Below are 18,078 nucleotides of genomic sequence, written 5' to 3'. Positions count from 1 at the left end.
CTCCTTCTACTTGCTGTGTTTATATTCGAATAAGTTTTTTACTTCATTCATTAATTCATTAATATCTTTGAATTGTCTGTAAACGGAAGCAAATCTTACGTATGCAACCTTATCAAGCTCTTTAAGCGCAGACATTACTTCTTCGCCTATCCATGTGCTTGGAATTTCTTTGACTCCAAGGCCTATAAGTTTTTTCTCTATGGAATCGACTATGCTCTCCAGAGACTCTACGCTTACAGGTCTTTTCTCACTTGCCTTTTCAAGTCCTTTTAAAACTTTCGGCCTGTCGAATGATTCACGCCTTCCGTCTTTTTTTACAACCATAGGGATAATGTCTTCGACTCGTTCGTAAGAGGTGAAACGTTTTCCGCACTTAAGGCATTCGCGTCTTCTTCGGATAGCATCGCCTTCTTTGCTTGTTCTTGAATCGATAACCTTATCTTCGATATGCGTGCAGAAGGGACATTTCATAAATTATTTCTCTGAATCACGATGTAAATTTTTCAATCTAACAGTTTTGATAGAGAGGGAATTTTACACAGATGTTTTCCACAACCTGCTTGAATTCTTTGAGCTTTGATTTATCTTCTCTATGTTTTAGAACCTCGTCTATCAGTCTGGCAATCTCTGTCATCTCTGTCTCAGCCATCCCCCTTGTAGTAACGCATGGTGTTCCCAGCCTGATACCGCTGGTTACTGCAGGTGGACGCTCATCGTATGGGATAGAGTTTTTATTCACAGTGATACCCGCCATGTCTAATGCTGTCTCAGCTTCTTTTCCTGTTATGTTTTTACTTGTGAGATCAACGAGCATGAGATGATTATCAGTTCCGCCGGATATTATCCTGAACCCTCTTTTAACAAGCTCTTCAGCCAATTTTTTTGCATTCTTAACTACATTATTCTGATAATTTTTAAACTCTTGTTTGAGAGCCTCTTTAAAGGCAACTGCCTTTGCTGCAATAACATGAACCAATGGGCCTCCCTGTATTCCTGGGAATATAGACTTGTCAATTGCCTTGGCATATTTTGCTTTACACATTATCAGTCCGCCCCTTGGTCCTCTGAGGGTCTTGTGTGTTGTTGTTGTAATAAAATCAGCATAAGGCACAGGAGATGGATGAACACCGGCAGCTATAAGTCCTGCAATATGTGCAATGTCTGCAAGAAGATAAGCATTAGCTTCCTTGGCAATATCAGCAAATTTTTTAAAATCAATTATTCTTGAATATGCGCTTGCACCAACAATAATCATCTTCGGTTTATTATTTAATGCAAGATTTCTCACTTCATCGTAGTTAATATATCCCTGTTTATTAACCCCGTATTGTATATTCTTATATAGGCTGCCTGAAAAATTCACAGATGCGCCGTGTGAAAGATGACCGCCATGACTCAGATTCATTCCCATGATTTTATCCCCGGGTTTTAGAAATGAAAAATACACCGCCATGTTTGCCTGCGAGCCTGAATGCGGCTGGACATTTATGTGTTCTGCTCCAAACAGTTCTTTTGCGCGCTCTATTGCAAGTCTCTCGACAATATCAGCATATTCGCATCCGCCATAATAGCGTTTGTCAGGATAACCTTCAGCATACTTATTGGTAAAAATAGATCCCTGAGCCTCCATAACGGCAGGGCTTGCATAGTTTTCCGATGCAATAAGAAGGATTTTCCCTTTTTCTCTTTCTGTTTCTTTCTGGATCGCTTTATAAATATCAGTATCAAAGAGTTTGAGTTTTTCTAGATTCATTTTCTTATATTTTTTTCCTCTATATTTTTTATTTTTACAAGGCGGCTTGCATGTCTTCCGCCTTCAAATTCAGTATTCATCCATATCCTTACTATTTCTTTCGCAAGGTCGATGCCTACAATCCTTCCGCCAATCACAAGTATATTTGCATTGTTATGCTGTCTGCTCATACGCGCAGTAAATAGATCATTGCAAAGTGCTGCCCTTATGCCGGCAAATTTGTTTGCAACAATGGACATACCAACCCCTGTCCCGCATATAAGTATTCCTCTCTCTGCTCTGCCTGATACAACTTCTTTTGCAACCTTTTCTCCATAATCAGGATAATCAACAGACTGGGGAGTGTCAGTGCCTAGATCTACAGATTGAACCTTGAGTTCTTGAAGAAGTGAAATGATATGTTTTTTTAATTCTATCCCAGCATGATCACTGCCGATTGCCACAATCATTTTGCCCCCTGAATTTAGATATCTTATCCGAGTAATTTAATGTAAGTCAATATTTGCCTTAGGACAAGACATAAACAAAAAATTATTTTTATTTTGCTGTTTTAACAAAAAAATCTATCAAACCTGTATGCTCCGGAGATATTGATATAAACTTTACTCCATAGTCGAAATTTCTTATGCCGCTTTTTGCAACCCTCACAATCTCTCCGTCTGCTGTTATTCTTTCATTATTGGGGAGTTTAAAAGAACATGTTATCACATCTCCGGCATTCAGTTCCTTATCTGTTTCAAAGAGTATTCCTGCTGTGCTCAGATTTTTTGAAGAACACAAAAAAGACGAATCTTTGTGTTTTCCTTCCACATCTATTTTTAACAGAATTCTATGAGCTCTGCGTTCAGGAATATTTAAAAGCTGTCCTATTTTTTCAAAAAACTGCAGAGGTTCTACAGGCTTTGTGAGATAGGAATTAGCTTTAGAATTCATACATCTGATAACATCTTCCTTGTTGTTGTCGCACACAAGTATCAGGGAAACGTATTTAAGCTTGTCGTCGTCACGGATTGCAGTGCAAAGCTTGTCTCCTTTAATATCAGGAAGATCAAGATCAGCTATTATCAAATCAACTAATTCTTTTTTATGGGTATCATAGGTTTCGCGTCCTGATCCTGCATGAAATATCTTCAGGTTTGATCTTTTAAGTATGCTTTTTTCACGTTCAATCGACTGATTACTGTTTCTGGCCATGATTATTTTTTTCATCGTCTAGTTCCCTCGCAGTTAAATTTATTAAATCATTTGACCAAATTCTAAAAATTATTTAAAATCATAGACCTGCCGGAGTGGCGGAATTGGTAGACGCAAGGGACTTAAAATCCCTCGTCCGCAAGGGTGTGCCGGTTCAAGTCCGGCCTCCGGCATTAAAACCCTGGTAATCATGCACCTGATGTTGTTACAAAATTACTAACCATCTTTATTAATTCCTGAGTCTGAATCGGTTTTGTAAGATATGCATTAGCGCCTATTGCCAGCGCCTTTTTTTTATCTTCTTCTGCGCCTTCCGTTGTTATAATTATCACAGGTATATTTTTATAATTTGGATTTCCTTTTACAAGGCTAACAAGTTTAAGCCCGTCCATCACAGGCATATTTATGTCAGCAAGTATAAGATCTATTTTTTCAGCAGATAGTTTCTTCAATCCATCAACACCGTCAGTTGCCTCTATTACCTTAGAGTTTGGGATCCTCTTCATAGCAAAACTGATCAGCTGTCTCATTGTTGGTGAGTCTTCTACGACAAGAATATTTGGCATCTTACCTCCTCGGTTTCTCTTTCAGAAGGTCTAGAAAACTCTGTATTGTTGTCAGTTTTCTTTCTGACTGAGTATATAATTTTGATGAGAATATCGCAGTAGCAGCATGTCCTGCAAGCAGATTAAAAAGTTCATAATCAACATTTGTAAATGACTGCTTCTGCATAAGAACAGAGTATATGCTTATAACTCCTATAACATGTTCTTTTATTTTCAAAGGTATGCAGACAACAGGATTTGACAATGATGTTTTTCCCCCGCCCTTTATGTCTTCTGCAAAGTAACTCTCTCCTTCTTTTGCAACATTTCCTATTATTCCTTGTCCAATTTTTATCTTTGGAACATCTGCTAAAGATAATCCTTCTGCCCCAACAGGTACAAGTTCATTTGTTTTTTCTTCCATGAGAAAAACAGTGAATTTCTCTGCGCCGATCAGATTTATTGTGATCTCCATGACTATCTTAAGCACTTCGCTGAAATCAAGTGTGGAATGAAGCTGATAACTTGCGACATACAAATTAGCAAGATTGTTGTTTTCTTCTTCCACCTCTATATATTTTGCGGCAAAATCCTTATTTTCTTCTTCGACCCGTTTATATCGCTCTCTTAAAGAGTTCAACTCTTCTTCTGCAGCTTTTATGCGCTCCTCATAGAGTTTTGCCCTCGATTCATCGCCTGATCTAGAAAGTGTCTCTTCGAGTCTTGCTATGCTATAACGCAATCTTTCATTCTCTTTTAAAAGCTCTTGAGTAAATTCTTCTCCTTTTTTAAATGCCTGGAGAAATTCTTCTGCTTTTCTTGCTATATTTTTATCTTCCATAATTTATTCTTTTTTTGCTATATCTGCTAGTTTCCCAGATATTTCGTGAATTGGTAAAATATCATCTACAAAACCTGTTTTTATAGCCTCATTCGGCATACCAAAAACAACAGCTGTTTCCTCTGATTCTGCTATAGTATAGCCGCCTTTTGATTTAATTTCTAGTATCCCTCTTTTCCCATCACTTCCCATCCCTGTAAGAATAACTCCGGCAGCCTTATTCCCATAATTCTCTGCAACTGAGGACATCATAATATCCACTGAAGGTATATATCTGTCGTCTTCATCTGCATCTTTCAATCTAATATAATATTTCTTACTTTTTTCTTTTATTGTCATGTGCATTCCGCCTGGACATATGAAGACCCTGCCTCTTTCTATTAGATCATTATCCTCTGCCTCTTTAATTTTTACTTCTGAAAGCCGGTTAAGTCTTTCAGACAAAGGACCTGTGAAACCCTTTGGCATATGCTGGCTTACTAAAACTGCCGCAGGAAAATCTTTTGGAAGACGGGTGAGGACTATCTGAAGAGCAGCGGGACCTCCAGTTGATGAGCCTATTGCAACAATATTCATATTTGTTTCAACGATATCACTTGTCTCCTCTGATTTAACCTCTGATTCCAGTTGGAGAAGCTGAAGATTCTTGCTCAGTTTTTCCATCCTTAACGAGGTTACTCCTCGAACCTTGTTGAGCAGATCTTTTTCTATCCTGTTTAATTCTACGGATGCGCTCTTGACAGGTTTTACGATAAAATCTACCGCTCCAAGTTCAAGCGCCTTAAAAACTGTTTTGTTATCGGAATACGAGCTGACCATTATAACAGGAGTAGGTCTTTCTTTCATAAGCCAGCGCAGAAAAGTAAACCCATCCATCTCAGGCATTTCAAAATCCAGAGTGATTAAATCAGGCTTAAGCTTAAGGGTTTTTGCCATTGCATCAACCCCATTTACTGCTACGCTGACGACTTCTATTGAATCATCTTTCTCGAGTATTTTTCTTATTGTTTGTCTGCTGTAAGCTGAGTCATCAACAACAAGAACTTTTATTTTTGAATCATTCATTTTTAGTTAACCTTTCATCTCTTTATTAATTCTATATCGGGATTTTTCCCATTCGCTAATGGCGCTTTTGCTTTTAAAGGTTTCTGATAAACCATATCATTCTTAAAGTGTTTTAGCGTAAAGGCAGTAGATATGTTCATAAGAGATTCCGCATGTCCAAGTATGAGATATCCATTTTCATTAAGACTTTCATGAAAATTATTAATAACTTTTTTTCTTGATTCGTGGTCAAAATATATCAATACATTTCTGCACAATATAACATCAACAATTCCTATAAACTTAGCTTTTAGAGAATCTATTAAATTAAGGCAGTGAAAATCAACAAATTGCTTAACATTATCTTTTATTTTAAACATATTCTCTTCCTGTGTAAAATATTTCTTAATAAAATATTCATCTGTGCTTCTGAAAGAATTATTTCTGTATAACCCTCGTCTTGCATTTTGGAGAACTCTCTGGTTTATATCGCTTCCTATTATTTCAATATTCCATCTATAGAATTGACCTTGTTCAAGCAGCATCATTGCTATTGAATAAGGCTCTTCGCCTGTTGAGCAGCCAGCAGACCATATCCTTATCTTTTTTGTGTTCTTATTTATATTCTTAAGTTCAGGAAGAATTTCATCAGTCAGAGTCTTTAACTGGCTGATTTCTCTGAAAAAATAGGTCTCATTAACAGTAAGGATATCTACTATATATGCGAATTCCTCATCTCTGCGCCTGTCATACAGCAAAAGTCTATAATAATCTCTGAAATCATTAAGATGATTGCTGCTCACTCTCCTTGAAAGACGTCTTTCCAAGAGTGATTTTGAAGTTTCATCATAGTATAGGCCGCAGTAGTCCTTAATTAAATCTCTAAGGAGTCTGAAAACATCATCTGATAATTGAAATATCTCTTCTTTATCGAACATTAAGCTTATCCTCTAAAGCCCTTCTGACAACAGTGTCTTCTTCATTATCAAGCAGCTTTTCAAATTCTTTTCTGATGTTTTTTGTCATCTTCCTGCCAAGCACATCTATAACAGCTGCTCTTGTGGCCCAATCATCATCTTTGATGTATGGAATAAGAATATCCTCAATACTCTCAAATACCTTAAGCGCCCTTATCGAAGTTCTTCTTATCTCCTTGTCAGGAGAAGAAATCATTTTAAGCAGCGCTTCTCTTGCATCCATATCTCCTATACTGCTCAATGACTCAATTGCAGTTGTCACAATAAAACCATTCTTGTCTGATAAGATTTTGACAAGGCTCTTAACAGCATTTCTTTCTTTTAATTCGCCGAGAGCCTTAATTGCAGCAACTCTAACTATGTCATCAGAATCAGCAAGCAATAGAATCAGTGCATCTGACACGTTCGTGCTTTTAACACTTCCCAGACTAAGTGCGGCAGAAGCTCTTATATCAGGAATCTCATCTGTTAATCCAAGCATCAGGAATTTGACAGATTCATCCGTCTTTATTGCTGAGAGAGCCTTTATAACAGCCTTTCTTACATTGACATTATCATCTTTTAATGCAAACCCCAGATTCTGGACAGCGCCCGTTGCACCTATCTTGCCAAGAACAAGTGCGGCATTTTTTCTTATTACAGGATTTCTGTCACTAATCGCGTTTATAAATTCATCTGTTTTAAAACCTTTTTTAAGCACAGCAAGCGCATTTACAGCAGCTTCCTGAACATCGTCATAACTGTCAGAAAGAAGTTTCTTTATTGAGTTTACCGCCTTTATATCTCCTATTCTTGACAGGCCGGTTATAGCTATTGCTCTTACATGTCCGTCTTCATCAGATAAAAGTTTCTCAAGGAGATCGTAAAAAATAGGCGATGCGATCTCAGATGCAACCTCACATATAAAACGTTTCTGATAAGGATTCGCCTTTTGAAATAACCCTAGTATTGCTTTGGGGTTGACCCTGCCAATAAAAATAAAAGCCCTTTTAACATCGTCTAACAGCTCGTCATTCTGAGATAATTCAAGCAATGGAGAAAGCGCTGTTTCATCTTTCATTATCCCAAGCAAAAATATAGCAGGAACCCTTACCTCTTGTTTGTCGTTTCTGGCGTATGATATAAGCAGGTCAATGCCACGCGCTCCAAAACATTCTCTTATTGCACTTGAGATAATCTCTTCTTTTACCCCATTGTGATAAATGTTCTTTATTGCTTTCAATGCCTCTTCTTGAATAGTCTTAGATGAATCCTCAAGCAAAGGCACTATATATTTAAGGGTTTCAGGCTCTGAGAATCTGCCAAGCGCCTTAAGCACCGGTTCTCTCAGGGTCTTTATTGAAAGAGTGTGTAATAGTACGGGGATAGCTTTTTTATCTCCAATCCTTCCTAACGCATCAGCAGCAGGATATGCAGTCCATAAATCAGCGCTCTTGAGTATCTCAATAAGAGCATCGACAACTGCAGGTTCCCCAATCCTGCCCAGATGTTCTATTGCAGAAGCCCTTACATTTTCGTCCTCATCTTTTAGCGCCTTTAACATCACAGGCAGGCACTCACTGTCCCTGAATTCACCCAGCACGTCAATTATGAATTTTCTTGCATCATGGTTTGTTGTATCAAATGCCTTTATCAGGTATGGGATTGATTTTTTGCCGATTTTTATAAGAGACTCTATTGTAGTATTTCTGGCGCCAGCATTATCCTCGACATGAAGAAGACTTATTAGGCCGTCTATGTATTCTTCAAGAGAATATCCTTCAAGGAGCGCTTCTGATGCGCTCTTTCGTACTCTCCAGCTGGTATCGTCCATTGCCTTAAGCAGGAGACTGAGCATTTCGTTTGAAGGATTGCTCCTTAGACTCTTAACTGCATCAAGCCTTACTTCAACATCTTTGCTTTCAAGAAGCTTCGTTAAATCCTGCATTATTTTCCCCTATAAGTTCAGTGGATTCTTTTAAACTTATTTTTTCTTCTGATGTCAGGAGATTATCGAGATTAAGAATTATTATTACCTGCTCGTCTTTTTTGCCAAGACCAGTAAGATATTCTGTCCTGAGCCCTTTAAATATGACAGGTGGAACGCTGATATCCTCATCTGCTATCGTGACAATTTCCTCCATTTCATCTACAATTAGTCCTAATTTTTCCTGCTCAAAATTAATTATCACTATACGTTCTTTTTTATTTGAAGCGCTTATGTCAAATCGCACTCTGAGATCAAGCACAGGAATAACCTCTCCTCTTAGGTTTATGACCCCTGCAAGAAACGCTGGCAATTGCGGCAGTGAGTAAATCTTTTGGAGCTTCAGTATCTCGACGACACTGGTTATAATTATTCCAAAATCCTCGTCTCCTATTTTGAAGACTGCAAATTTATTCATTTAATCCTTTTTACGCATTAACCTTTTCGAGAATTATCTTTTTCTCCTGAGAATTTGAACTTTTTAATCTCAACGTCAATAAGTTCTATATCCTTGAGAAGTCCTTTTAACAGATTATTGACATTTAAGGCAAGCTCGCGGTTTGCTTGCGGCATGTCTTTTATCTTCTCAACAGAAGACCATATTCTATTTGAACCAATCTTCTGTTCATGTATTGCCTTTGATATCTGCTGACTTTTGTCTGACACTAGTTCAATAGACTGAGAGATATGTTTGCTGTTAACAGCCTGCTCCTCTGTTGCGTTCTTTACCTGCTGTGCAATGTCTCTCATCTTTTCTGCCGCTGCCATAATCAGATTTATACCTTTAGCCTGTTCTGATGTTGCTCTGGCAATCATGCTTGTCATATTTCTTGTGCGCTCCATTGTCTCTGATACAAGCTTTATTGACTGTGCCTGCTCTCCTGTTGCGCGTTCAATTGAAAATGTCATATCATAAGATTTTTTGGAGCTTTCAAGTATCTTGCTCAATGAGTCATAAGCCTCTTTCGAGAGCAAAATCCCATCATTAACTGATTTAAGTCCCTCACCCATTGCATTAACAGCGCCTTTAACCTCATCCTGAACATTCTGTATGAGTACGCCTATCTCCTGTGTTGAAAGCGCAGTTCTTTCAGCAAGATCCTTGATTTCGTCAGCAACAACAGAAAAGCCCTTCCCGTGCTCACCAGCCTGAGCTGCAAGGATCGCAGCATTCAATGCAAGCAGTGTTGTCTGATCCGTAATCTCATCTATTACATTAAGAATCTTGCCTATCTCTTCTGACCTGTTCCCCAGTTTTGTTATAAAACCGTTAGTGTTTTCAACTGAGGCCTTTATATTCTTCATCCCGTCAATAGTCTTTTCTATTGATCCCATGCCTAAAGTAGAGGCATCATTCATAACCTTCTGTGAAAGTTTTGCAGATTCTTTTGAGTTTTTCTCAACCTCTTTTACTGAACTTGTTATCTCGCTGATAGCAGAAAGAGTCTCGTCTGTTGCTGACGAAAGATTATCAGAACTGTCTGCGACCTCTTTTATTGTTGATGAAAGTTCTTCAATGGAAGCAGTCGTCTCAGCAACTGAAGAGAAAAGATCCCGTGTGCTGCTTGTTACCTCGCCAATACTGGTTGCTATCTGATCCATTGCGGCAGCAGTCTCTTCAGCAGACACAGCCAGACTTTCTGTGTTGGCCGTTATTCCTGAGATTGAAGAATTAAGCTGTTCAACTGCGCTCGAAATCTCTGATACTGCCTCTGATTCAAGTTTTGTGGCGTTAACCATTCTATTGGAATCTTTTTCAACATCTATTGCAAGATGAGAAATTCTTCCTGATATTTCCCTGACCTTCAGCATTATCTTTTCAAGAATATTTATAGAGGCCTTAACCGAAGTATTAAGTCTGGCCATCTCGTCTGTGCTTTTTATATCAGCTAAAAATTCAAGATCACCCTCGGCAAGCCTCAAAGCAGCAGATTCAATCTGCTTTACAGGGTTTATAACCATACGCCTGAGCATATACCATAAAACGAGAATAAATGCTCCAACGCCAAAAATTGTAGCTCCTATCACAACCAACATCGATTTAACAGCTGTTTTGTATTCTTTTTCTATGGAAAGAGATATTTTAACAGCTCCTATTACTTCAGCATCTTTTGGATGGCAGACTCTGCAAGAAGGCGTGTTTTCAAGAGGTTTGAATAAAACAAAGGTCTTTGCTCCTTTTATCCTTTCGGTTGATTTCGTAGTTAGTATCTTTTTCATTACTTCAGCCTCTGTCTTCGGAGCATTTTTGTTAAAAGCCTCTCTGCCCTCTGCATTAACCACGCCAATATCTTCTACGCTGCTTAGTTCCCTCATATCATTTATCAGGGTCTTTGTAATATCGGGCCGTGCCTCAAGCATTGTACGCTGAACATTTTTAGCGATAATGTCAGCAGTGGTTTCCGTGCTCAGTTGAACAATGTCAAAAAGATTCTTCCTTTCAATATATATGGTCATCAGGCCTGCCAAAAAAGTACTTATGAGACCCATTACAAGCACTGTCACAATTATTTTTAGTTCAAGCTTTTCTCTCATAAATCCTCCTGCCTGATATTTTTATTTTATAAGATTTTTTAATCCGTCAATTATTTCTGACATACGTATTATTGATATGAATCTGCCCTGATTAAGTACAACTCCCTCAATGAACATCTGCTCATCTTCTGAGAGGTGCGGCGGCGGCTCGTCAATTTCAGAAGGCCGAATTCTTATAACATTCTTCACTTTATCAATAAGAACGCCAAAATGGCCCTTCCCGCCTTTAAGTATCAAAATCTTTTTTCTGCTGACAGAATTATTGCCTTCTATGGATAATCTTTTTCTGAGCTCAACAACAGGGATCATCTTTCCTCTTAGTGATGTTATACCAATTATAAAAGCAGGAACTTTTGGAACATGCGTAATTCTCTGGGAACGCAGTATTTCTTCAACATCAGAAACCCTGAATGCAAACTCTTCCTTGGAGAGATCGAATGTCAGAAGTTCGACAATTGCCTCCTCATTCTCCTCTATTTCAACAGACTTTATATTTTTATTTTCAGCAGATGCTTTTTTTTCTTTTATATCAGAAGAAAAAGCTTGTACAGACACTGTTTCTTGAGAGAATACATGATCATCGGTTGATTCCGTTTTTATGGGTGCAGAAATCTCTTTTGATATCTCTTGCTGTTTTTCAGGCTCAGATACCTTGTTTGTATCTTTCTTGGATTCTTTAAGTTTTTTTCTGATCTTAGCTATATCCATTTAATCCCAGCTCCTGTGCTGCCTCCCTGATTATATTGTCTTCTATAATAGAACTTTCACGGTCAAGCCCGCATAGCATTGCTGATGTTGCCAGACTGTTTATTACCCTGGGGACACCCGAAGAATATAAATAAAGAGCTTCCAATGCCTCATTTGTAAAAAGAGCGTCTTCCCTGCCTCCGATCTTCAATCTGTATTCTATATAACCTTTTAGTTCATCTTTATCGATAGGACTTAAATGGTAAAAAAGACCAATTCTCTGCTTCAGCGGAAGATATGATCTATGACTAAGTCTCTTATTTAAATCAGTCTGCCCAACAAGTATAAGGCTGAGAAGATTTGTATCATCAAGCTGAAAATTTGTTAAAAGTCTTATCTCTTCAAATGTCTCTTTGCTTGGAATGAGCTGAGCCTCATCAATAATTATTACAGGGACAATTCCATCCTTATAATACCCATAAACTTTTGAATAGATGGAATCAAGCATATCATCTTTAGAATTTGATGTAATATCAATTTCAAAACGTTTTGCTACTGTTCTGATAAACTGCGACGGCGTAAGCCTAGGGTTTATAACAAGCACAACTTTGTGCTTTTCATCCAATGAATCGATGAGCGCACGCGTAAGTGTAGTTTTCCCGCATCCAATATCTCCTGTAAGCAGTACAAACTCTTTTTCCTCAACGGCATACTGGAGTCTTGCAAGAGCTTCTTCATGTTTCCTGCTTAAATACAAAAAGCGCGGATCTGGTGTCTTTGTAAATGGCTTGATCTTTAAACCATAAAACTGCTCATACATCTTCAGATACCGCCTTTTTCTTAATAGTTTGTTATGAAGATTTCGTCTTTTGTTTGATTACCGATGCTGCTATAAGTGCATCGACATCTATTACCAGCACAACTTCATGTTTGCCAATCTCTGCTGCACCTGCAAATCCCCTATGGCCCTCAAAATATCCTCCAAGTGATTTTATTACTATCTCATGCTGTCCGAAAAGTTCATCAACTATCAAACCGTATTTTCTATTGCCCACCTCTATCACAACAATGAATACTTTATCTGAATCGCTCTCCTTGATATTGAACATCCTTGCAATATTAGTAATCGGAAGCATTTCACCTCTGAGGTTATAGACTTCCTTCCCCTCTACTGTCTGAAGTTCATTCCTTGAAATAGAGACAGTCTCTACAATCGAGGTTAGAGGAATGGCATATTTCATTTCGCCAACTCTTATGAGCAATGACTTTACGATTGCAAGAGTAATAGGAATAGTAAGAATAATAACTGTTCCCTTGTCTTTTTCTGTTTCTATCTCTGCATATCCTCCGATAGCGGTAAGCTTATTTCTTACGACATCCATCCCGACACCACGGCCGGAAATCTCAGTTGCTGTATCTTTTGTGCTGAACCCAGGAGTAAATATAATATCGATAATACTGTTTTCATCAAGCTGGTCGTCTTTGTTTATAAGTCCTAGTGCTATTGCCTTGTTCTTTACTCTCTCAACATCAATGCCTCCGCCGTCATCCTTAACTTCAATAACAACATGATTACCGCGCTGTGATGCCTTTAAAATAATCGTGCCTACATCTCTCTTGCCTTTTTTTATCCTCTCAGTTTCGGGCTCTATGCCATGATCAATCGAATTCTTAACAATGTGCATAAGAGGATCAACGACTTCTTCAGCAATATATTTGTCAATCTCGGTATCTTCACCATACATGACAAGTTCTATTTTTTTGTTAATCTCTCTTGAGTATTTTCTGATTACCTGAGAAAGTCTCGAGAATATCTGTCCTATTGTGACCATCCTTATCTCAAGCACCTGGGACTGCAGCTCTGCCAGCCTTTTCTCAAGCGTCTGGTAAATCTTGAAAACATCATTGACTACACGTGTGCGTCCATACAAGTTAGTTAATTCGTCGTTAATCCTTTTAATCGCTCCTTTAGCAAGCGTAAGCTCTCCAATCGTATTGAGAATTCTATCCAGTTTTTCTATGTCAACTCTCACTGTTGTAGTTGCACTTTTAAGCACGGTTTCCTGAGGCTTTTGAATGGCAGAAATTGGTTCAAGAGCTTTTTTTGAAGGGATAAGGACATCAATATCAACATTTATTTCTTCCTTCAGTTTTTCAACAGTATAAGCGCTGCCAAACATAAGATTAAAACCTATGGAATCAGGCGGAATATCCGATGAAGTCGGAAGAGTTGATACCAACTCTCCTTTTGATTTTATTTTTTGAGTAATCAGCTCCAACTCTTTATCAAAACCGTCTATAACAAAGATTGCCTTTGCAATATAAATACCTTTGCCTTCCTGCAGATTCACCTTAAGCCTTGCTTCTTCATATTCTGAAAGAACCATTAAAAGTGATTCATCAATAAGCCCCTTGAGTTCAGGTCCTTTTGTTGTCCCCTTTTGCGAATTTTTAAAAACCTCGATGCTTTTTATATGACCTGAAACATCCTGCTGTTTGCCTTCGGTAAGTCCGCTGATAAGAGATCTGAGAATATCCATATTGCTGAAGAGAAATCTTACGGCTTCTTCAGAGATTTCGATCTTGCCAAGTCTGATATCATCCAGAAGTGATTCGAAACTGTGGCTTAGTTCTGAAATTGACTGCTGACCAAAAACACCCGATATACCTTTGAGTGTATGTATTGCTCGGAATAATCCGTTTACATTATCAGGATTGAGGCCTGTTTGATATGTATCCTGTATCTCGAGTATCAGCCTTCCGGCCTCTTCTAGTAGGTCTTCTGCCTCTGCTATGAAATCGTTCTTTGTTGAACTCATACATTTAACGTTTTTCTTACAATTTCATGAAGCTCAGCTGCCTTAAACGGCTTTGTTATATAAGCGCTTGCGCCAAGCGCTATTCCTCTTTTCCTGTCTTCATCACTTCGTTCAGTTGTGACTATTACTAAAGGAATATGACTGTATCTTTCATTTCCTTTAATAAAATTAATGAGCTCAAGACCGTTAATATCAGGCATGTTTATGTCAGTTAATATAAGATCGAATTTTTGCAAAGGAAGAAGTTTTATTGCATCGAATCCAGTAGGAGCCTCGACAATATTAAAATCACCAAGCTCTTCTATCACAGCTTTTATCAATGACCTGGTTGTTGCTGAATCTTCTACTATAAGTATAGATTTCACATATACCTCTTTCGATACAGTTTGTATTTAAATTCTATCAAATAATATGTAAAAACCATAATTAATTATTATTCAACCTACAAATTTTACCCTTTATTGCCATTATTTTTCTGCATATCCTGTAATCTTCTCTGCAAGAGTGATTTTTCCAGTGCGAGTCCTGCCTGAGTAACAAATATCTCAAGACCTTCTGTATTACCTATACCGTCAGATTTAGGAAGATTGTCACAATAAAGGACTGCAACTGTTTTCCCTTCGGCAACTACAGGAAAGATAACCACCTCAACAGGCCAGCCGCCTCCGAATTCTTTCATTACAAACTCAGTTATATTGTCTTTTTCCAAATGGCCTTTATAAACATTTCTATCTTTGACAACTTTTGAGAAAAGCGGACTTGCTTCCAAAATAAGCCTAAGCGCCCTTACTTTTTCATCTGCCTTGTCTATATCGAGTCCGAATTGACCAAGACCAATTATTTCATCCTGACTGGACATAAAAAGCACTCCTCTTTGAAACATGTCGCTTGCAAATCTCAGTATCAAGAGTGTTATCTCTGAACTGGAATTCGGGAATCTAAGCTCCTGTGTAAGAGCCATAAGCGCTGAAATATCTTTCCTTTCAGGAACAGGCTGTTCCATCCCCCAGTCAGCGTCCCATTCCGTCTCTTCCTTTTTCTCGTCAGTTATCTCTTCTTCTGTGAATGATATGTCTTGTTTGGAAGATTCATCATGGGTTCTTGCACCTTCCATCAATAAATATTCAGGACTCATTCCTTTGGCAACTTCCCATCCTGAATCTTCAATCTCTATCTTGCCTTTTATGTCAAGGTCATCAAGTTCAAACTGGAAATCTCCGTCTTCCCAGAGCAAAAGCTGGCAAACTACTCTCTCGATCCTCTTTTTGGCGGCTTTTTCAAGAATATCCTTGCTTACTGATCCAAGCTCGACGAGTATGTCAGCAATAGATTTGTCCGGCAGGTTTTTTTTTACAACAAGAGATCTATTAAGGGCTTCCTCATCAATAAGTCCGCTGTACATTAAATCATGGCCGAGAGTGCCGTCAAGTGTAGTGGCCTCTGCTTTTACAACAAGTCCATTTTTAAAAACAATAACAGCACTGCCTGCTGTGCCGTTAATAAGAAGCATTCCTGTTTTCTTGCCAATACTTAATATCTGAAAAATATCAGATAAAGCAAGATCTTCGAGCCTTCCTACAAGACTCATTTTATCTCTACACCTTTTGGGATAACCACTATTCCTTTCGGGCTGACATGAAATTTTTTCTTATCAGCTTCAATATCATATCCAATTACAGTTCCTTCAGGCACACACACATCCTTGTCAATTATAGCCCTTTTTATCCTGCAATTTCTGCCTATCTCAACATTCTCCATAAGAACTGATTCCTTTACATCAGCCCAGCTATTAATCCTTACATTAGGTGAAAGCACAGAGTTTTGCACCCTTCCTCCGCTTATTATACAGCCGCTGCATATAATTGAATCCAGCGCTATTCCGAGTCTTCCACCCTTATACTCCTGAGCAAAAACAAACTTTGCAGGCGGAGCCTGCGGCTGATAAGTTCTTATCGGCCAGTCTCTATCATATAAATTGAACAGTGGATCGACATTAGCTATATCCATGTTTGCTTCCCAGTATTCATCAACTGCGCCAACATCCCTCCAATATTTTGCCTTTTTTTTATTAGCATCCCTGAAATTATAGGCATACAGTTTGCCGGTAGAAATCATATCGGGGATTATATTCCTGCCAAAATCGTGCACTGTTGAACGAAGCGAATCGCTTTTGAGACCTGCCAGCATTTCCTTTGTATTAAAAAGATAAACTCCCATAGATATAAGTGACTGATTTTTATCCCCAGGCATGGGTTTGGGGTCTTTAGGTTTTTCCTCAAATCCAATTATTCTAGAATGTTTATCTATTTCGATTACTCCGTAAGAGGATGCTTTTTTTCTGTCAATCTCTATCGCAGCAATCGTGCCAACCGCGTCATTGGAAAGATGCCAGTCAAACATCTCAAAATAATCCATCTTGTAAATATGATCTCCTGAAAGTATCAACAGATAAGCAGGCTTTTCCTTCTCAATAAGATAAATATTTTGATAAACAGCATCTGCTGTGCCTTCATACCATCTTTCATCAACACGCTTTTGAGGAGGCACTGAGATGATAAATTCGTCCAGTTCAGGATTAAAAAGTTTTTCCCATCCTAGTGCAAGATGCTTGTTCAGGGAAAGCGATTTATACTGTGTTAATACTGCTATTTTCCTGATGTTTGAATTGACGCAGTTGCTTAATGTAAAATCAATGATTCTGTATTTCCCCCCAAAAGGAACAGCAGGTTTTGCCCTGTGAATTGTGAGGGGATGCAGTCTCTCTCCTTTGCCTCCGGCAAGGATAAGAGCAAGCATATTTTTCGTCAGCCTCTCTTTTTTCCCTTGAACCATAAGAACATCAGAGCGAGCTCTGCCTCCATTCTAGGGATAGTTGAATAAAGTATATCAGGAAAAATTTAATAGTGTCAATGAGTTAGCGGATTTTGACAGGAAAAATGTTGATTGATCTCATTAAGTTTTCCTTGAATGAAAAAAAGACAATATTCTAATTTTTTTAAAAGTAAAAAATCCGCTGACCACAATAAAAAGGAATCCTATTGTTATTTGTGAAAATGTTAAATCAAGGAAATATCTTTTTGAATCGCGCAAGAATTCCAATAAAAATCTGGCTGGAAAATAAAAAACACAGAACATTAAAAAAACTCCTCCGTCAAAAAACTTTCTTTGTTCAAGCTTAAAAAGAAACAATGATAAAAACAAACCTGTCACTGATTCATATAATTGATATGGATGTCTTGACGGTTCATTATTTACTGAGATACACCATGCTAGATTGCATGGCAGACCAACATCATCCCAATTCAAAAAACACCCGATTCTCGCAATAAAAATTCCAATTAAAATACCCGGAGCTGCCTGGTCTGCATATTTCCATATGTTCTGTTTTTTTATATTTGAATATAGAGTCGCTGCAGCCAATCCTCCTAAGATGCCTCCGATCGATCTGCCGCCTTTCTGTAAAGAGATCACCTCAAATAAATGGTCTTTATAATAACCATATTGAGAAATAACAGAAAGCAATCTTGCGCCGATGAAAGCCCCTGCTAAAACCCATACAGAAAGACATGTGAAAAAATGAAAATCGAGTTTATTTCTTTTTATTCTCAATAAGGTTATTGCATAAACTGAAATCATTGCCAAAGACAGCATAAGGCTGTGCATATGAACAGAAAAATCGTTGAAGGATATTACTGGCTGTGGAGTATATTGAATCAT

Annotated in this window: 18 protein-coding genes and 1 tRNA gene; 1 reads left to right on the top strand and 18 read right to left on the bottom strand. The window is 38.1% G+C overall.

Annotation, left to right across the window (positions count from 1 at the left end; genetic code table 11):
• Nucleotides 1-6 precede the first annotated feature (6 nt).
• The 4 genes from nrdR to LLF28_04660 all read right to left on the bottom strand — a co-directional run bounded on the left by nrdR (nucleotide 7) and on the right by LLF28_04660 (nucleotide 2,962).
• The gene (nrdR, locus tag LLF28_04675) at nucleotides 7-471 is read right to left on the bottom strand and encodes a transcriptional regulator NrdR (GenBank protein MCE5194739.1); all 465 of its coding nucleotides are present in this window, start codon (nucleotides 469-471) and stop codon (nucleotides 7-9) included.
• A 37-nt stretch (nucleotides 472-508) separates the two neighbouring features.
• Nucleotides 509-1,753, bottom strand: coding sequence for a serine hydroxymethyltransferase (locus LLF28_04670; GenBank protein ID MCE5194738.1), 1,245 nt, complete (start codon nucleotides 1,751-1,753; stop codon nucleotides 509-511).
• Nucleotides 1,750-2,202, bottom strand: a complete 453-nt coding sequence (rpiB, locus tag LLF28_04665; GenBank protein MCE5194737.1) for a ribose 5-phosphate isomerase B — start codon at nucleotides 2,200-2,202, stop codon at nucleotides 1,750-1,752. The genes LLF28_04670 and rpiB overlap by 4 nt, the downstream gene beginning before the upstream one ends.
• A gap of 88 nt (nucleotides 2,203-2,290) precedes the next feature.
• Entirely contained in the window at nucleotides 2,291-2,962 is a 672-nt protein-coding gene (locus LLF28_04660) for a response regulator (protein ID MCE5194736.1), read from the bottom strand.
• A 74-nt stretch (nucleotides 2,963-3,036) separates the two neighbouring features.
• On the opposite strand from LLF28_04660, the gene LLF28_04655 reads away from it, so the two are divergent.
• Nucleotides 3,037-3,120: transfer RNA gene (locus LLF28_04655), tRNA-Leu, on the top strand.
• Nucleotides 3,121-3,135: 15 nt separating this feature from the next.
• On the opposite strand, the gene LLF28_04650 is transcribed toward LLF28_04655, so the two are convergent.
• From LLF28_04650 to LLF28_04585, 14 genes are all read right to left on the bottom strand, one after another.
• A complete protein-coding gene (locus LLF28_04650; protein ID MCE5194735.1) occupies nucleotides 3,136-3,513 on the bottom strand; it encodes a response regulator in 378 nt (125 codons plus the stop codon).
• A 1-nt stretch (nucleotide 3,514) separates the two neighbouring features.
• Nucleotides 3,515-4,333, bottom strand: a complete 819-nt coding sequence (locus tag LLF28_04645; protein ID MCE5194734.1) for a GAF domain-containing protein — start codon at nucleotides 4,331-4,333, stop codon at nucleotides 3,515-3,517.
• Nucleotides 4,334-4,336: 3 nt separating this feature from the next.
• Nucleotides 4,337-5,398: a chemotaxis response regulator protein-glutamate methylesterase gene (locus LLF28_04640; protein MCE5194733.1), complete on the bottom strand. Its 1,062-nt coding sequence runs from the start codon at nucleotides 5,396-5,398 to the stop codon at nucleotides 4,337-4,339.
• Nucleotides 5,399-5,412: 14 nt separating this feature from the next.
• Nucleotides 5,413-6,315 (bottom strand): protein-glutamate O-methyltransferase CheR, encoded by a 903-nt coding sequence (locus LLF28_04635; GenBank protein MCE5194732.1) that lies wholly within the window; start codon nucleotides 6,313-6,315, stop codon nucleotides 5,413-5,415.
• The gene (locus LLF28_04630; protein ID MCE5194731.1) at nucleotides 6,305-8,281 is read right to left on the bottom strand and encodes a HEAT repeat domain-containing protein; all 1,977 of its coding nucleotides are present in this window, start codon (nucleotides 8,279-8,281) and stop codon (nucleotides 6,305-6,307) included. The genes LLF28_04635 and LLF28_04630 overlap by 11 nt, the downstream gene beginning before the upstream one ends.
• On the bottom strand, nucleotides 8,256-8,738 hold the full coding sequence (locus LLF28_04625; protein MCE5194730.1) for a chemotaxis protein CheW: 483 nt from the start codon (nucleotides 8,736-8,738) through the stop codon (nucleotides 8,256-8,258). The genes LLF28_04630 and LLF28_04625 overlap by 26 nt, the downstream gene beginning before the upstream one ends.
• Nucleotides 8,739-8,755: 17 nt before the next feature.
• Nucleotides 8,756-10,855, bottom strand: coding sequence for a methyl-accepting chemotaxis protein (locus tag LLF28_04620; GenBank protein MCE5194729.1), 2,100 nt, complete (start codon nucleotides 10,853-10,855; stop codon nucleotides 8,756-8,758).
• A 21-nt stretch (nucleotides 10,856-10,876) separates the two neighbouring features.
• Nucleotides 10,877-11,563 (bottom strand): chemotaxis protein CheW, encoded by a 687-nt coding sequence (locus LLF28_04615; GenBank protein MCE5194728.1) that lies wholly within the window; start codon nucleotides 11,561-11,563, stop codon nucleotides 10,877-10,879.
• Nucleotides 11,550-12,362, bottom strand: coding sequence for a tRNA (adenosine(37)-N6)-threonylcarbamoyltransferase complex ATPase subunit type 1 TsaE (locus LLF28_04610; GenBank protein ID MCE5194727.1), 813 nt, complete (start codon nucleotides 12,360-12,362; stop codon nucleotides 11,550-11,552). The genes LLF28_04615 and LLF28_04610 overlap by 14 nt, the downstream gene beginning before the upstream one ends.
• Nucleotides 12,363-12,393: 31 nt before the next feature.
• The gene (locus LLF28_04605) at nucleotides 12,394-14,361 is read right to left on the bottom strand and encodes a chemotaxis protein CheA (protein ID MCE5194726.1); all 1,968 of its coding nucleotides are present in this window, start codon (nucleotides 14,359-14,361) and stop codon (nucleotides 12,394-12,396) included.
• Nucleotides 14,358-14,726, bottom strand: coding sequence for a response regulator (locus LLF28_04600; GenBank protein MCE5194725.1), 369 nt, complete (start codon nucleotides 14,724-14,726; stop codon nucleotides 14,358-14,360). The genes LLF28_04605 and LLF28_04600 overlap by 4 nt, the downstream gene beginning before the upstream one ends.
• An 86-nt stretch (nucleotides 14,727-14,812) precedes the next feature.
• Nucleotides 14,813-15,949, bottom strand: a complete 1,137-nt coding sequence (locus LLF28_04595) for a DUF4388 domain-containing protein (GenBank protein MCE5194724.1) — start codon at nucleotides 15,947-15,949, stop codon at nucleotides 14,813-14,815.
• Nucleotides 15,946-17,193 carry a glucose-1-phosphate adenylyltransferase gene (gene glgC / locus LLF28_04590; protein ID MCE5194723.1) on the bottom strand — a complete coding sequence of 416 codons (1,248 nt, stop codon included), beginning with the start codon at nucleotides 17,191-17,193 and terminating at the stop codon, nucleotides 15,946-15,948. Before glgC ends, LLF28_04595 begins: the two co-directional genes overlap by 4 nt.
• Nucleotides 17,194-17,313: 120 nt before the next feature.
• Entirely contained in the window at nucleotides 17,314-18,078 is a 765-nt protein-coding gene (locus LLF28_04585) for a prolipoprotein diacylglyceryl transferase (GenBank protein MCE5194722.1), read from the bottom strand.

The organism is Nitrospiraceae bacterium (assembly GCA_021373015.1).
Taxonomy (GTDB): Bacteria; Nitrospirota; Thermodesulfovibrionia; order Thermodesulfovibrionales; family UBA1546; genus JAJFTJ01.
The sequence above is the reverse complement of the archived record's forward strand: the minus strand, read 5'-3'. Positions and strand labels throughout refer to the sequence as shown.

Coding starts and splice junctions, on each gene's coding strand:
- nrdR (MCE5194739.1), bottom strand. CDS start 471: ATGAAATGTCCCTTCTGCACGCATATCGAAGATAAGGTTATCGATTCA.
- LLF28_04670 (MCE5194738.1), bottom strand. CDS start 1,753: ATGAATCTAGAAAAACTCAAACTCTTTGATACTGATATTTATAAAGCG.
- rpiB (MCE5194737.1), bottom strand. CDS start 2,202: ATGATTGTGGCAATCGGCAGTGATCATGCTGGGATAGAATTAAAAAAA.
- LLF28_04660 (MCE5194736.1), bottom strand. CDS start 2,962: ATGAAAAAAATAATCATGGCCAGAAACAGTAATCAGTCGATTGAACGT.
- LLF28_04650 (MCE5194735.1), bottom strand. CDS start 3,513: ATGCCAAATATTCTTGTCGTAGAAGACTCACCAACAATGAGACAGCTG.
- LLF28_04645 (MCE5194734.1), bottom strand. CDS start 4,333: ATGGAAGATAAAAATATAGCAAGAAAAGCAGAAGAATTTCTCCAGGCA.
- LLF28_04640 (MCE5194733.1), bottom strand. CDS start 5,398: ATGAATGATTCAAAAATAAAAGTTCTTGTTGTTGATGACTCAGCTTAC.
- LLF28_04635 (MCE5194732.1), bottom strand. CDS start 6,315: ATGTTCGATAAAGAAGAGATATTTCAATTATCAGATGATGTTTTCAGA.
- LLF28_04630 (MCE5194731.1), bottom strand. CDS start 8,281: ATGCAGGATTTAACGAAGCTTCTTGAAAGCAAAGATGTTGAAGTAAGG.
- LLF28_04625 (MCE5194730.1), bottom strand. CDS start 8,738: ATGAATAAATTTGCAGTCTTCAAAATAGGAGACGAGGATTTTGGAATA.
- LLF28_04620 (MCE5194729.1), bottom strand. CDS start 10,855: ATGAGAGAAAAGCTTGAACTAAAAATAATTGTGACAGTGCTTGTAATG.
- LLF28_04615 (MCE5194728.1), bottom strand. CDS start 11,563: ATGGATATAGCTAAGATCAGAAAAAAACTTAAAGAATCCAAGAAAGAT.
- LLF28_04610 (MCE5194727.1), bottom strand. CDS start 12,362: ATGTATGAGCAGTTTTATGGTTTAAAGATCAAGCCATTTACAAAGACA.
- LLF28_04605 (MCE5194726.1), bottom strand. CDS start 14,361: ATGAGTTCAACAAAGAACGATTTCATAGCAGAGGCAGAAGACCTACTA.
- LLF28_04595 (MCE5194724.1), bottom strand. CDS start 15,949: ATGAGTCTTGTAGGAAGGCTCGAAGATCTTGCTTTATCTGATATTTTT.
- glgC (MCE5194723.1), bottom strand. CDS start 17,193: ATGGTTCAAGGGAAAAAAGAGAGGCTGACGAAAAATATGCTTGCTCTT.
- LLF28_04585 (MCE5194722.1), bottom strand. CDS start 18,078: ATGATTCAATATACTCCACAGCCAGTAATATCCTTCAACGATTTTTCT.